The sequence below is a fragment of the Kothea flammea genome (genome assembly GCF_052161645.1).
Taxonomy (GTDB): Bacteria; Planctomycetota; Planctomycetia; order Pirellulales; family Pirellulaceae; genus Laterigemmans.
In genome coordinates this window covers 1,725,177-1,740,289 of the sequence record NZ_CP197414.1, presented here as the reverse complement: position 1 = coordinate 1,740,289, position 15,113 = coordinate 1,725,177, and the positions used below count along the sequence as shown (strand labels likewise).

7 protein-coding genes are annotated in these 15,113 nt (G+C 58.0%); 4 read left to right on the top strand and 3 right to left on the bottom strand.

All coding sequences use genetic code 11. The annotated features are described in order from the left end of the window. The first annotated feature begins 288 nt into the window (after positions 1-288). Positions 289-2,535, top strand: coding sequence for a hypothetical protein (locus tag SH139x_RS06275; protein ID WP_488354424.1), 2,247 nt, complete (start codon positions 289-291; stop codon positions 2,533-2,535). Here SH139x_RS06275 and SH139x_RS06270 read toward each other — a convergent pair. The 3 genes from SH139x_RS06270 to SH139x_RS06260 form a co-directional block, all read right to left on the bottom strand. Then, entirely contained in the window at positions 2,513-3,976 is a 1,464-nt protein-coding gene (locus tag SH139x_RS06270; RefSeq protein ID WP_488354423.1) for a DUF1501 domain-containing protein, read from the bottom strand. The two genes, SH139x_RS06275 and SH139x_RS06270, sit on opposite strands and share 23 nt — an antisense overlap. Continuing rightward, a complete protein-coding gene (locus tag SH139x_RS06265) occupies positions 3,966-7,127 on the bottom strand; it encodes a DUF1553 domain-containing protein (RefSeq protein ID WP_488354422.1) in 3,162 nt (1,053 codons plus the stop codon). Before SH139x_RS06265 ends, SH139x_RS06270 begins: the two co-directional genes overlap by 11 nt. 164 nt (positions 7,128-7,291) lie before the next feature. Further along, positions 7,292-8,641, bottom strand: a complete 1,350-nt coding sequence (locus SH139x_RS06260) for a Gfo/Idh/MocA family protein (RefSeq protein ID WP_488354421.1) — start codon at positions 8,639-8,641, stop codon at positions 7,292-7,294. 331 nt (positions 8,642-8,972) lie between these two features. Here SH139x_RS06260 and SH139x_RS06255 point away from each other — a divergent pair, with 331 nt between their 5' ends. The 3 genes from SH139x_RS06255 (at position 8,973) to gltB (ending at position 15,080) form a co-directional block, all read left to right on the top strand. Beyond that, a complete protein-coding gene (locus SH139x_RS06255; protein WP_488354420.1) occupies positions 8,973-9,227 on the top strand; it encodes a hypothetical protein in 255 nt (84 codons plus the stop codon). A gap of 141 nt (positions 9,228-9,368) precedes the next feature. After that, positions 9,369-10,316 carry a LysR family transcriptional regulator gene (locus SH139x_RS06250; RefSeq protein ID WP_488354419.1) on the top strand — a complete coding sequence of 316 codons (948 nt, stop codon included), beginning with the start codon at positions 9,369-9,371 and terminating at the stop codon, positions 10,314-10,316. A gap of 171 nt (positions 10,317-10,487) precedes the next feature. Continuing rightward, the gene (gene gltB / locus SH139x_RS06245; RefSeq protein WP_488354418.1) at positions 10,488-15,080 is read left to right on the top strand and encodes a glutamate synthase large subunit; all 4,593 of its coding nucleotides are present in this window, start codon (positions 10,488-10,490) and stop codon (positions 15,078-15,080) included. The last annotated feature ends 33 nt before the right edge of the window (positions 15,081-15,113 follow it).

The window sequence follows — 15,113 nt, the reverse complement described above, 5'->3', positions numbered from 1 at the left end:
AGTTTTCGGTAAAACTCGCCGCCTGAAACCGCATCGCCCCCCTTAAAATGCAAAATTGATACGCTTTCCACCAAAGCCGCTGACGCAAAACCGTTGCGACCGGTCGAAACCGTCTCCGCCAAACTTATCGGCACAACCGGCGCTTCAGGTTTGATCAATTCTTCCGGTATTGACAGAGAATCCGGTTCTGGTGGCTTGCAATTTGACGAATTTAAGCAAACCCTAACGATCACGCGACTTGAACGCCCCCCATGTAGGCACTTTTCTTCTTTCACCGAGCGACCGGCTATGCACCGCGAACCTGCCCTCGATCCGCGTCACAGCTTCGCTGAAATCAACGCAACGGAAATTGCCGCCGCCCAACAAATCGAAACCATCGCCGCTCAATTGCGCAGCGGCGAACTGACAATCGCCACTGCCGCTCGCCTGCTGGCTCAGCAACTGCCCCCTCAAGAGCTGCCCCCTCAAGAGCTGACAACCCATGAATTAACAGCCCTTGAACAGCGGAACGCTGAACAAGAAAGAATTTCCCAGCAAGAAATTCCCCAGCCAGCCGCCCAGCCGCTGGTCCATTCGCCGCAACCTTGGAACTGCCAACCAATCGCCGCCAGCCAAGCCAGCCTCGAACAAGTTGGCACCCCCAAGTCTGTGCATGAACCGACAGTTATCTGGGAAATCGAATGCTCCAGCCCCATCGCCGCTAAACTCACCCGCCAACTCTTTCAATCTGGACACTTTCCCAACCAACTGGCCAAGCATGCTCTCGATGCCCCTCGCGCCGCGAGCAACTCGGCAGCAATCACCAGCACCCGAGTGCAAATACAGCGGCCCGGAGTTTTCCGGCTGGCTCAGCTGGCGGAGCAACTTGGTTGGCCACCTCCGGCCGCTTTGGTGCAACACTGGCAGCAGCAATTGGCGTCGATCCGCGGCCAGCTAACGGCCCAGCGTTGGCCGCTGTTGTTTGGACCAGCGGAGGACATCGGGATCACGGCCGAGGGGCAATTCGTTTGGGATCTATTGCCTGCCCGGATTGCGCAGTCGATGTTGTACTTGCAGCCAGAACTGTTTCAGCTGGAGGCGTCCCCTAGCGAATCCTTATTGACCAGCTGGCAGCCACCGCCAGTCGAAAATATGCAAGACGATCCCGCTTGGCTGGCTGGCTGCCTCGCGATCCAACAACTGCTCGGCCAATCCGCCACGACCGACGAAGAGCGAGCCACGCAACAGCCTCGCAGCAAGCACTTCAGCAGCCCATTCACGGCGGACACTAGTCAACTGCAGGATGCCAACAAAGGAACCAGCAGACGTGTGAATCGACCCCAGCGGCGGCGTGCCAGCCGGCCAACCAAAGCGATCGCCGGGCTGGTCGGCATCGGCCTGATCATCGCCGCTGTCCCAGTGGCCAAACGCCTGCTGCCATTCAGCACTCCCGAGCAAGCACAAGTTGCCACGACTCGGCAACCAACGACTCGGCAATCAACAGCCGGCCCAGGGGCCGACTTCGATGCCGATGCCGAACTGCAGCCAGTCAACGAGCCGCTGGAAACTCCCATCCCCGAACTCGACGCCGCCGAATTGGACGCCGCCGAATTGGACGCCGCCGACTGGAACACGAACGACAGCGACAGCCTGGAAAGTGACAGCCTGGACAGTTCGGGGCTGACGACCACGCTGCTCAACTGGGAACAAGGCTGGGGACTGCTAGACGAGCAACTCAGCGAGTTCCCCGAACTGATGCCAACGGATGCGAATGAGCCCGAGCAGAGCACAGAGCCCGAGCAACTTGCTGAGCGCGAGCCCCCAGCGGTTTCCCCCGAGACGATGCCTGCGAACGCACCCGCTGGTGGCCAGCCGGTAAACGTTAGCGACTTAAGTTTTGAAACAGCCCGTTGGGAAACCAGCTGGCGGTTGCCAGCGGCAGATGCGGGCGGAAAAAAATGGCTCTCCGTGGCTTTGCTCGATCGCCCCGCCAAAGTTCCATCTCCGCAGCCAGCCGATGCGGGGGCGGACGCTGGACAGAACGCGGGGAAAGAAATAGACCTGGAGCGTGCCCCATTGTCATTTCGCTGGCTTACTGAGATCAGCGACGACGACCAACGTTCCAGCCGCGGCTTGTTGGAGATTCAGGAGAGTGATGAATCGCCAGTCCGCGTCCGCGTGCGAGTCGATCTGCGACGTGGTCGGCAGTTGGAGTTGAAAGTTATCACCGCGGCCACGTTGCAGCCCGAACTGGGTTGGCGAGCGGTGACGCATCAAGGAGTGATTGAACTGTCTGACAGCACGGCGGCTGCGGCGACGGAGATTGAGCAAAGCTTGAGCGTCACGCGAGCGGCTTACGAGCGGGCAGAGGAGAGTCAACAGCGATCGCAGTTGCGGGCTCGTCGGCGAATGCTCGAAGATCAGCAAAACCTCGCCAAAACTTGGCTCGAACGTTTAGCGGCGCTGCGTCGCTTGCTGGCCCGTATCGAGCGCGAATTGCAGTTGCAAATCACGATCGCGGAAGCGCCCGCGGTCACGCCAACAACGACTCCATAACGTGCCCGTGCACATCGGTCAGCCGGCGCTCGATACCGTTGTGATAATAAGTCAGCCGTTGATGATCGATTCCCAGCAGATGCAACGCCGTGGCGTGCAAATCATAACAATAAGTCGGTGAATCGACGGCGGCGAACCCCAGTTCATCAGTCGCCCCATAAGCAACGCCCGGCTTAATGCCGCCGCCAGCCAACCAAGCGGTAAACGCTCCCGCGTTGTGATCGCGTCCCCGGCCCGCTGCTCCTTGCCCGGCTGGTTGGCGGCCAAATTCAGTGGTGCAAATCACCAGCGTGTCATCCAACATACCGCGGGTCTTGAGGTCGGTCAGCAGGGCGGCGGCACCGTTATCGAGCACCGCCCCCCAGTAGCCATGATCGCGAACGAGATCCTCATGACTGTCCCAATTCGGCCGAATCTCTTTGGCGGTCGTATTTTCCGCACCACAATACAGTTGCACGAACCGCACCCCCCGTTCAGCCAAACGCCGCGCCAATAAACACTGCCTGCCAAAAGCGCTGCACCGCGGATCGTCAAGTCCGTAAAGCTTAGCCGTCGCCGCCGTTTCGCCACTCAAATCAGTCACCTCCGGCGCGCTCAATTGCAACCGGGCAGCCAACTCATAGGCCTCGATGCGTGCATCCAATTGACTGTCACCGGCTCGCGAAGCTTGATGCAGGCGATTGAGTTGTTGCAGGAAGTCACGCGTCTCCTGAGTCGCTTGCGGGGTGGCAGCGGGGAAATTGGAGGGCGGAAACAAGTCGGCGATCGGTTGCCCGCTGGCCTTCGTTTCCAGCGTGGTCGCTTGGTACACAGCGGGCAAAAAACCAGCGCCCCAGTTGATCACGCCGCCCGGTGGCAATCCGGCCGGATCGGGCAGCACCACAAACGCCGGCAGCTCTTCCGTTTCATTCCCCAAGCCGTAAGTCACCCACGATCCCATGCTGGGAAAACCTGGCAACGTAAATCCCGTGTTCATCATAAAACAGGCGGGACCGTGCAAGGCACTCTTGCTTTGCATCGAGTACACGAATGCCATCGAGTCAACGCACTCGGCCAACTTGGGAAACAAATTGCTGATCCAGCGTCCCGTCTCACCATGTTGCCGGAAAGGCCAATGGCTGGGCTGGCAATTCCCCGGCTTGGAGGCAAAGAACTGTAACTTGCCATCCGGATCAAAAGGTTTGCCGGCTCGCTTTGCCAACTCGGGCTTATAGTCAAACGTGTCAACTTGGCTCATCCCGCCGGGACAAAAAATTTGAATCACGCGCCTCGCTTTGGCGGGAAAGTGATAGCCACCGCTGACGGAATTTCCCACAGCCCCGAGAGTTGTCTCAGCGGCAGACCGCTGACAGAGCAACACATCGAGCGCCAATCCGGCCAAACCACCGCCGGCCAACCGCAACAACTCGCGGCGGCTATTTGCTTCGCGGCTAGTCGACATAAATGAACTCGTTGGTATTGAGCAATGAGCGACAAAAGGCGAACAGGCCCTGGCGGCCAACGAACTGCATCGACAACTGCAACTCTTCCGGCGTCGGCGAGCGGGCGAAGGCCAGCTGAAAACCGCGCCGCACCTGCTGGTCCACGCTGTCACCACTTTCAGCCCGCAAGCGTGCGGCAAAGTATTCTGCTTGACGAAGCATGAAAGCGTTATTGAACATCGCCAACGATTGCAACGGCGTGGTGGTCGTCAGGCGGGCTGCGGTGAGATTCGCCGGATCGGGACAATCCAGCGTGCTAAGGAACGGGTTGGGGGTGGTGCGGACGCGAAACCGATAGATCGAGCGCCGCCACAGCTGTGGGTCATCACCGGCTCGATAACGATAGATCGGCGCGTAGGCCTGTTCGTAATCAAACAGCTCAAAGCCGGGACCGCCAGCTTGCTCATTCAATTTACCACTGACCATCAAGACGGCATCACGGATCGCCTCAGCCTCGAGCCGCCGCGAGTTTTGCCGCCACAGAAGTCGGTTCTCAGCATCAATTTGCGCGGCCTCTTGCGGTGCCGCAAAATATGATTGCTGACGATAGGTCTGACTGGTCAAAATCAAACGATGCAGCGCTTTCAGTGAACCACCATTGGCAGCCAACTGGCCGGCTAGCCAATCGAGCAGCCGTGGATGCGAAGGGCGTCCGCCGCCAAATCCAAAGTCACTGGGCGTCGCCACCAGGCCCTTGCCGAAATGCCAGTGCCAAAGTCGGTTTACGATCACCCGCGGAGTTAACGGGTTGGCCGGGTCGGTGATCCAGCGGGCGAGCGCCGCGCGCCGCTCACCTGCAGGCATCTCGGCAGTCCCCAGCTGTGGGTCAAGCATCTGCAGCGCCGAGAGTGCGGCGGGTGCCAGCGGTTCGCCCAGCGGTGATTCTGGATCGCCACGTCCCAAGACCCGCACGTCCGGCGCCGCGGCCAGATTGTTGACACCATAGAATCGCGGCGGCTCGCTCAGTTCAGCCAATTGGCTGGCCACCACATCGCGGCTGTCCCGCAATTCAACCAGCCGTGTTTGTTGGTCAGGCGAAAGCTGAGGCGGGTTGGCCGGTTTAATCTGGGCGTCGCCAAAACCAACCTGATCGTGCGAATAACCATTGCCACCATCGGTCACGATCAAGGTCAGAAAACGAGCGGAACGCGGCAGGGGTAAATCAATCGACTGCAGCCCCGCTCTGCGATTCAATTGCTCCACAACTCGCAGCGGCTGGCCATCCAACAAGATGCGGACATCGGCGCGAAAATCTCCCTCCGCGCCAAAGTAACCAAGCTGGGCGGTGAAACGTAAATCACCCGCTTGCCAGTTCGCCGCAATCGGCCGCAGGTCAAACGTAATGCCCACGTTGGCATGCAACCCTAACAAGCTGTGACCAGCGGCGGCAAAATCAATGCCGTCGAGACTCGGCGAATATTGCGAATTGACCGGCCCGTTGCGAATGCTATCCCACGCTTTGCCAGAGGTGACCGGCAACCGGCCAGCTCGCAACCCGGTCGTGCTGATCACCACACCAGCCTCTGCGGCTAATGCTAATTGCTCGGCTGCTGCTTGTCCGGTGGGGATAAAGACGCCGTCGACAAAGCGATTCTCCGAGGCTCGGAATTGATTGAGGCGGACATCATCGAGGTCTCCCATTCGCACTTCCTGAACTTTTGCCGTGCGCGGATCAATCCCGGCTCCGACGACTCCGTCGCCAAACCCCTGCCCACCGCCGACGAGGTCGGCCAAGTCCACACCGTGACCCGTTTGCAAAGCGATTTCGCTGTCGAGCTCTTGCAGTCGCTCGCGGAGGCGGGCGCGGTCCCGCTCGTACTGCTCAAGCTGTTCGGGGCGAACAATCCGCTCCGCCCGCTCGGCCCCAGCAAAGACGGCTTGCAATTGAAAATATTCGCGTTGCGAAATTGGATCCAACTTATGATCGTGACAACGCGCACAGTTCACCGTGAGGGCCATCGTGGCGGCCATCACTTGCGTGGCCATATCGTCTAAGTCGAGCGCCCGAGCGGCCCGCCGCAAGACGGGACTCTGCGTCTCCACTTGTCCGACGAAGTCCCACGGTCCAGCGGCCAAGAACCCCGTGGCAATAATGGCTTGTTGATCGACTGGCCACAACACATCGCCGGCAATTTGTTCTTGCAAGAATCTGGCATACGGTTTGTCTTGATTGAAAGCGTCAATCACGTAATCGCGATAGGGCCAAGCGTGATCGCGGCGGAGATCCCGTTCAAAACCGTGAGTGTCTGCGTAGTGAGCAATGTCCAACCAATGCTGCGCATAGCGTTGCCCATAACGGGGCGAAGCCAGTAACCGATCAATAACCCGCTCGTAAGCATCGGCCCGCGTGTCGCTGAGGAACGCTTGCATTTCAGCCGGAGTCGGTGGCAAGCCATGCAAGTCAAAGGTCAAGCGTCTCAGCAAGGTGCGACGGTCCGCTGGGGGCGCTGGAACTTGGCCCCCAGCCGAATCTCCAGTGGCAGCCGAATCCCCAGTGACTGATTCCCCAGTGACCAAGCCCGAGGTGGCCAGTTTGGCAAAGACAAAGCGATCAATCGGGTTGCTTCGCCAAGCCGCCGGCAAACCATTGGGTTCCGGCGGCGAGACTTCCGCGAGCGGCTGCAATGACCACCAGTTGCTATCGGCCTCCGCTGTCGCGCTGAGCGGCAGTTCGGCAGGCCACTCGGCTCCCGCCGCAATCCAACGTTCGATCAGCATCAACTCGTCAGCTTCCAGCGGCGTCCCGGCAGGTGGCATCCGTGGCGGCTGGTCGCCCGACGTCGTGATCACTTGATACAAGAGACTCTCAGCCGGTTGGCCGGGTATCACTAAATCTGCGTCATAAAAATCTTCCGCCGTTGCCAACGAAATGCCACTCTCTTGATTGCCAGCCGCGTGACAGCGCAAACAATGGCGAGAGAGCAGGGGAGCTACCTGGCTGGCAAAGTCCACTTCGCCGCGATCCTCAGTGGCCACAGTCAGCTTAGAGGCTACCACCGCTTCAGAAACAAAGGTGGCAGTGGCGACCAGCAACAGCAGCCCCAACTGGCGAGCTCCCAACCGGTGAGCCAGCGATGCGAGCACAGATGACAACAGCACATACCGGCTCATCGCGTTGGTCTCCGAGGCTGATTGGCGGGGCGACTGCTGATTGGAGCGTCGCTGATGATTCAAAAACCTCAGCGACGCTAATCAGCAATGCGAGGATCAGCCAACGTCCGACAAAGACGGCCCCGGCTGATCCGATTCAACTCGTCCAAGCAAAGCGGTGCCGCTTAGATCTCTGTGAAGCCGTTATAGTAGTTCGGCTTGACGATGAAATCGTAAGCGTCCGTACCTTTGACTTCCAAAGTCTTGGCATCCCACATGATCTTTTCGCCCATTTGCTCTGGCGCGCTGGCAGCCCAAACGGCCAGATTGCCGAGCAAAATGGTTTCCGTCAGCGGACCGGAATAATCAGGGAAGTTGCTGACCGCGGGCTTGGACGGATCTTTGATGGCTCGCGCGAATTCACGGAAGTGGCCTGGCGAACGCGTGTATTCCACGTCAACCGCTTTGCCATCGATCAATTCAAACTGAGCGCCGTAATCATTGGGCGAGAACAATTTGCCTTCGCTACCAATGATGATCGAACCGCTGCTGGCCAACTTGATCGCCGAGCCGTCGGCGTTGGTCGAGCGGCCCTTGAGCAATTCTTCCGAGGGTAACTTACCGCCGTCGTACCAAACCATCTTGACCGGACCGCGAGTGTCGGTGCCGGGGAACTCGAAGACGATCTCCGACCAACCGGGATAGGTGATCTTGTTGTGCCCCGAAGTGATCGCTTGCACGCTGGTCGGGTTTAAAAGATCACAGCCCATGAAGGCCATGTTGAGCGTGTGGCACGCCATGTCGCCCAGAGCGCCAGTGCCGAAATCCCAAAAACCACGCCACTTGAATGGATGATACGCGGCACTGAAGGGACGCATTTCGGCGGGACCAATCCACTCGTTCCAGTGAATGTTGGCTGGCACTTCTTCCGCTGGCGGTTGACCAATTCCCTGCGGCCACACGGGACGGTTCGTCCACACATGCACTTCCTGGATGTCGCCAATCGCGCCCGCTTTGAGCATCGCAGCTGCTTCTCGCAAACCCGACTCGGCGGTCCCCTGGTTGCCCATCTGCGTGACAACACCCTTCTCGCGAGCGATATCTCCCAGGCGGCGTGCTTCCCAAATCGTGCGCGTGAGCGGCTTTTGCGTGTAACAGTGCTTGCCCATCTGCAAAGCCATCGCGGTCGCCACGGCGTGCGTGTGGTCAGGCGTGCTGACGGTGACCGCGTCGATCGAATCACCCATCTCTTCCAACATTTTGCGGAAGTCATGGTACTGTTTGGCGTCCGGCTCGCGCTGCGCCTTCTTACCCAGTTCGTTGTCGTCAATGTCGCAAATCGCGACAATCTTGCCGGCGCGACCCGCATCCGTCGAATCGCTCGCACCTTTGCCACCAACGCCAATACACCCAAAGCGGATTTCTTCGTTGGCCGACAAACTCTCGCGAGGCGTCACACCGCCAGCGGCCCAGAAGCCAGCGCCGACGGCGGCACCAGTCTGGATAAATGAACGTCGATTTGTCTTGTTCGACATCAATCGTCTCTCCTGTGAGGGATGTTTAACTATGCGTTTTAAGCAAGCCGCAGAGCCGGAAGCCATGCGAGGCAGGGAACATACTTGACCATTAACGACACGTTAATGGAATCTCCAGTGCCCTGAATCGTAGCCAACAACGCGGCAAAGTTCAATTTGTGCGGGCAGAAAGTGTCGAACCAAATCCCCCCAATCGCTCCAGCCCGGTCGTCGCCCAGCTAGCTGCAGTCCCACGCGCCGGCGACCCGATAGAACTCCAGCAAGCAACGAATTCGCCGCAAAGTGCGAAAGGCGGGGACCAGTTTTTTCTAGGCTTCGGGAGGGCAAAACCGTGTGGCGATCATTTTTTCTGGCTGTCGGGATTATGTTGTTGATTGTGGGGGCCGAGTGTCTCGTGATCGACAGTGCCACCTTCTACCGCGCGGCCGAGTCCTCCTCAGCATCCTTTATGGATCCCAGCGCCACCCCCAACGGATCCACTCGCGTCTGGGCCCCCGCCGAATGGCTGCCCTGGACTCTGCTCAGCTCGGGCGCAATCGTGATGCTCTACGCCGTCACACTCCCCAAACGTTGGTCCCATACCTAGCTGCGGACCGCTGCGGCGATTTATCCGGTTGACTCAGTTGATCAATGAACTTACATTTGCATCAACTTTACTGCTTGAACAAGCGGGAATTATAAGCAAAATTAATACCCACTTCCCTTCACTTGCAACAGGCGAGTCATTTTGCAGCTTCGCACGCTCCAAATTTTTTGTGCGGTCGCCAGCCACGGGAGTTTCTCTCGTGCCGCCGCCTCGTTGGGACTCACGCAAAGTGCGGCGAGTCAAGCGGTATTGCATTTGGAGGAGCATTTAGGGTCGCAATTGGTCGATCGCTCCGTCCGCCCCTTGGGACTGACCCGGGCCGGGCAACTCTATCGCGATGGGGCTCAGAAGTTGCTGCACGATTATCGTGCTTTGGAAGAGGAAGTGCGGACGACCGAGAATCTTTCCGGAGGCCGGGTTTCCGTCGCGGCGATTTACTCCGTGGGCCTCAGTTACCTACCTGACGCGACGGCTGAATTTCAGCGGACGCAGCCCGACGTGGAGGTGAACGTCGAGTATTCCAAGCCAATTCGCGTCGCCAAGATGGTCTCCAGCGGCGAAGTTGACTTAGGTTTGCTGAGCTACCCCGAAGCATCGGCCAAGATGCGGGTGGTAATTTGGCAGCAGGAACCGATGCGGATGATTTGCTCACCCGGCCACAGTTTGGCCAGCCGGCGAGAGGTCCGCTTGAGTGATTTAAACGGCATGCCTTTGATCGCTTTTGAACAAGGTTTAGCGATTCGGCGGGAGATTGACCGTCATTTGGCGATGCGCGGAGTGCAACCGCGGGTCGCGATGTCGTTTGATAATATTGATTCGCTGATTCGTGCCGTGCAGGCCAATCAGGGAATCAGCATCATGCCGGAAGCCGCGGTTCGTCGCGAGATTGCTGCCGGTTCTTTGTATGTCTTACCTTGCGTGGATTTGAACTTAACGCGTCCACTGGGAATCTGTTGGCGACGCGGCGGTCGGCTTGGTCCGGCGGCCCGTCAATTTGCCGCACTGTTGCTCGGCCGCCCTCTCGAAGAGGCGGAAAAAAACAGCGTGCGTGCTGACGCCTCCGCCAAAGTGCCGGAAGCGATCCCTTAGCTGGCGCCCCGCGGCTTTGGCTGCACCCCAGGCTAACCAGTATTTCTCCCCCCACAATTGAATGCGTCCGCGCGTCGCCGCGCACCAGCTTGAGCCGACTTTTCGGCTCCGCGGTTCGGCTGACAACGACAGGGCGCCCGCACGATGCCTCTGACCAGGAAACGATGAACCATGACACAACTTTACAACTTGCCACCCAAGCAGGGCTTATACGATCCCGAGCTGGAGAAGGATGCTTGTGGCGTCGGTTTCATCGCGCATATCAAAGGCAAACCTAGTCACCAAATGGTGCTCGATGCGGATCAAATTCTGCAAGCGATGGATCACCGTGGGGCGTGTGGATGCGAACCGAATACGGGTGATGGTTCGGGGATTCTCACCGGGCTGCCTCACAAATTCCTGCAGAAGGTAGCCGAGCGCGATTTGGGAGTCGAGCTTCCCCCTCCCGACCAGTTTACTGCGGGACTCGTTTTCCTCCCTCGCGATCCTCAAGAGCGGGCCTTTTGCAAGGAAACCGTGGAACGTTTAATCGTGGAAGCGGGTCAACAATTGATCGGCTGGCGAGATGTTCCCCAAGACACCGCCGGAGCCGACATTGGCCCCACGGCGCAAAACAGTGAACCGTTTATTGAGCAATTATTTATCGCCGCCGCGAACGGTCTCGAGGGCGAGGCCTTTGAGCGAAAATTGTATGAGATCCGCAAACGAGCCAGTCACGAGTTGCGGAACGCCACGCACCTCCGCCAAGCGCTGATGTTTTACATTTGTTCGCTCAGCACCAAAGTCATCGTCTACAAGGGGATGCTTACCCCGGCTCAAGTGTTACCCTATTTTCCCGACCTCACTGATCCTGATTTCGAAACGCACCTGGCGATGGTCCACAGTCGTTTCTCCACCAACACCTTCCCTTCCTGGGATCGCGCTCAACCGCTGAGGTTCATGAGCCACAATGGTGAAATCAATACGCTGCGAGGCAATCGCAATTGGATGCGAGCTCGCGAAGGTTCGGTTGAGAGCGAACTATTCGGCAACGATCTGCAGAAACTGTTCCCCATCATCGAGCCGCACTGCAGCGATTCGGGCACCTTCGATAACGTGCTTGAATTCCTGCTGTTAGGGGGCCGCACGCTGCAAGAAGCGGTCATGATGATGGTTCCCGAAGCGTGGCAAAAACATGAAACGATGCCCGAGGACAAACGGGCTTTCTATGAGTACTTTTCCTGTTTAATGGAACCATGGGATGGGCCCGCTTCGATTGTCTTCACCGATGGTCACTACATCGGAGCGACGCTGGATCGCAATGGGCTACGTCCCAGTCGTTATTATTTGACCAATGATGACCGCGTGATCATGGCCAGCGAGGTTGGCGTCTTGCCGGTCGACCCGGAGATTGTGATTGAAAAAGGGCGTTTGCAACCGGGGCGGATGTTTCTTGTCGACTTTGAACAAGGGCGGCTGATTCCCGATGAGGAATTAAAATCCGAATTCGCCAAACGCAGTCCTTATGGAAATTGGTTAAAAGAAAATCGCATTCGTTTGGCCGACTTGCATCCGGAAATCGAGCCCCACAACTACACCCCGGAGACGTTGCTGGAGCGGATGAAGGCTTTTGGTTACACGACCGAAACCTTGGCTTTCTTGTTGATTCCGCTGGTGCAACAGTTGCGTGATCCCGTCGGTTCGATGGGCAATGATTCAGCGCTCGCTTGCCTGTCAGACAAGCCGCGGATGCTGTACGACTATTTCAAGCAACTCTTCGCGCAAGTCACCAACCCAGCGATCGATTCGATTCGCGAAGAAGTGATCATGTCGCTGGAGTGTTACATTGGTCCCGAACAAAACTTATTAGAAGCCACCCCTCAGCACTGTCAACGATTGCTGATTGAACATCCCATTTTGACCAATGAGGAACTGGCTTCGCTCAAGCACATCAACCATAAAGGTTGGAGGTCGCAAGAGATCGACATCACTTTCGACCGCGGCGAGGGCAAAGCTGGCCTGCGGCGGGCGTTGGACCGAATCGCCAGCGAAGCGGAAGCGGCGGTCGATGCCGGGTTGCAATTAATCATCTTGAGCGACCGGGCTGTCTCGGACCAACGAGTGCCCGTCAGCTCGTTGTTGGCCGTCGGTGCCGCCCACCATCACTTGGTAAAGCAAGCGAAACGGACCAAAGTCGGTTTGGTCATCGAGAGTGGCGAAGCCCGCGAAGTCCATCATCACTGTTTGCTAATTGGCTATGGCGCAGACGCGATCAATCCCTACTTGGCTTTCGAGTCACTGTGGCACGCCCGTCGCGAGGGGCTGTTTGACACTGCCACGCTGGACGACGACAAAATTGTGGCCGCATATCGCAAAGGAGTCGCCAAGGGCATGCTGAAGGTGATGGCCAAAATGGGCATCAGCACACTGCAAAGTTATAAAGGCGCGCAGATCTTCGAGGCTTTGGGGCTGCGAGACGAAGTCATCGAGATGTGTTTTGTGGGAACCGCCAGCCGTATCCAAGGCGTCTCTTTCGACGTCTTGGCGGAAGAAACATTGCGTCGGCACGCGCTCGGTTATCCCGATCGCCCCGTCGAGGTTTCCACCCAGTTGCCCAACCCGGGAGAATTCCACTGGCGGGCCGAAGGTGAAAAGCACGCCTGGTCCCCCGAATCGATCGCTTCGCTGCAAGTCGCCGCCCGCACTGGCAACGAAGAGGCCTATTGGAAATTTGCCCAAGCAATCAACGACGAAAACCGCGCACGGTACACGTTGCGTGGGTTATTAGAATTTCGCGAAAATGTGGCTGGCCCCCATGTACCGCTGGACGAAGTCGAATCGGCCAAAGACATTGTCAAACGCTTCTGCACCGGCGCGATGAGCTTCGGCAGCATCTCGGCCGAATCGCATGAAACGCTGGCGGTCGCCATGAATCGCCTGGGGGGCAAAAGCAACACGGGCGAAGGTGGTGAAGATCCCGCCCGCTTCCTGCCGCAGGCCGATGGTGATTCCAAACGCTCCGCGATCAAACAGGTAGCGTCGGGGAGATTCGGCGTCACGATCGAATATCTGACGAACGCGGACGAGCTGCAAATTAAGATTTCGCAAGGTGCCAAACCGGGTGAAGGTGGCGAGTTGCCAGGCCGCAAAGTCGATCGCAACATTGCCCGCATTCGTTACAGCACGCCGGGTGTCGGCTTGATCAGCCCACCACCCCACCACGATATTTATTCGATCGAGGACTTGGCCCAGTTAATCCACGACTTGAAGAATGCCAATCCTCAGGCGCGCGTAAGCGTCAAACTGGTATCCGAAGTCGGTGTGGGTGTGACCGCTTCGGGCGTCTCCAAGGCGCACGCCGATCACATTCTGATATCGGGGGATACTGGCGGCACCGGCGCATCGCCGTTGACCAGCATCAAACATGCGGGGCTGCCGTGGGAATTGGGACTGGCAGAGACGCATCAAGTATTGGTCTTGAATGATCTCCGCAGCCGCGTGGTGGTGCAAGCCGATGGCGGCTTGCGAACCGGTCGCGACGTGGTTGTGGCCGCTTTGTTAGGTGCCGAGGAGTTTGGGTTTGCCACCGCTCCCTTGATCGCCTTGGGCTGCATCATGATGCGAAAATGCCACTTGAATACTTGCCCCGTCGGCATTGCCACGCAGGACCCGGAACTGCGTAAAAAGTTCATGGGCAAGCCAGAACATGTAGTCAATTATTTGTTTATGGTTGCCGAGGACGCTCGCCGCATCATGGCCAAGCTAGGTTTCCGTTCGATTGATGAGATGGTGGGACGTTGCGATGTTCTGCAAACCGACAAGGCAATCAACCACTGGAAAACGGATGGACTCGACCTGACCAATGTGTTAATGCCCGCCAAACGGGCTCACGCCGGGGTCGAGGTCCGCTGCATGAAGTCGCAAGATCACGGCTTGGAAAAGTCGCTCGACATGTTGGAAATTGTGCCCCGCGCGGCGGCCGCACTGGAAGATCAAACGCCAGTTCGCATCGAATTACCGATCGTAAACATCAACCGCACGGTAGGCACAATCTTGAGCCACGAGATTGCCAAGCGGTACGGACAACGCGGCTTGCCCGCTGACACGATTCAGCTGGCTCTCCAGGGTTCGGCTGGCCAATCGCTCGGCGCCTTTCTCGCGCACGGTGTGACGATCGAACTCGAGGGGGACGCCAATGACTACGTCGGCAAAGGGCTCTCCGGCGGCCGCATCATTGTCTATCCTCCGAAAGTCAGCAGTTTTGTGGCGGAGGAAAACATCCTCGTCGGCAATGTCTGCTTGTATGGGGCAACCGGGGGCGAAGCATTTTTCCGAGGACGTGCCGCCGAGCGTTTTGCCGTTCGCAACAGCGGTGCCATTGCGGTGATTGAAGGTGTCGGAGATCACGGCTGCGAATACATGACGGGCGGACGCGTGGTCATCCTCGGTCGGACTGGTCGTAACTTTGCCGCCGGCATGTCGGGTGGGATTGCCTATGTCTGGGATCGTCAAGGCGATTTCAATATCCAGTGCAACCTGGCAACCGTGGAACTCGAACAAGTCAGCTCGGATGAGGAACAAGCGGAACTCCGCGAATTGATCCAGCAACATCTCACGCTGACCGGCAGTCAACGAGCGGCCGACGCGCTAGAAAATTGGCCAGAGTTCCTCAAACAATGCGTCAAAGTCATGCCCACCGATTACAAACGCGTGTTGCTAGAAATGGCGGCCGAAGCATCCCAGCCGACGAGCAGCACCGAGACACCAGCGGGCCATGCAATTTAATCAACCGCCAGCGTTAGCCGCGGGTCAAACAAT

What these genes read in the sequence shown, in the direction of transcription:
- SH139x_RS06275 (WP_488354424.1), top strand. Translation starts at nt 289, where the DNA reads ATGCACCGCGAACCTGCCCTCGATCCGCGTCACAGCTTCGCTGAAATC.
- SH139x_RS06270 (WP_488354423.1), bottom strand. Translation starts at nt 3,976, where the DNA reads ATGTCGACTAGCCGCGAAGCAAATAGCCGCCGCGAGTTGTTGCGGTTG.
- SH139x_RS06265 (WP_488354422.1), bottom strand. Translation starts at nt 7,127, where the DNA reads ATGAGCCGGTATGTGCTGTTGTCATCTGTGCTCGCATCGCTGGCTCAC.
- SH139x_RS06260 (WP_488354421.1), bottom strand. Translation starts at nt 8,641, where the DNA reads ATGTCGAACAAGACAAATCGACGTTCATTTATCCAGACTGGTGCCGCC.
- gltB (WP_488354418.1), top strand. Translation starts at nt 10,488, where the DNA reads ATGACACAACTTTACAACTTGCCACCCAAGCAGGGCTTATACGATCCC.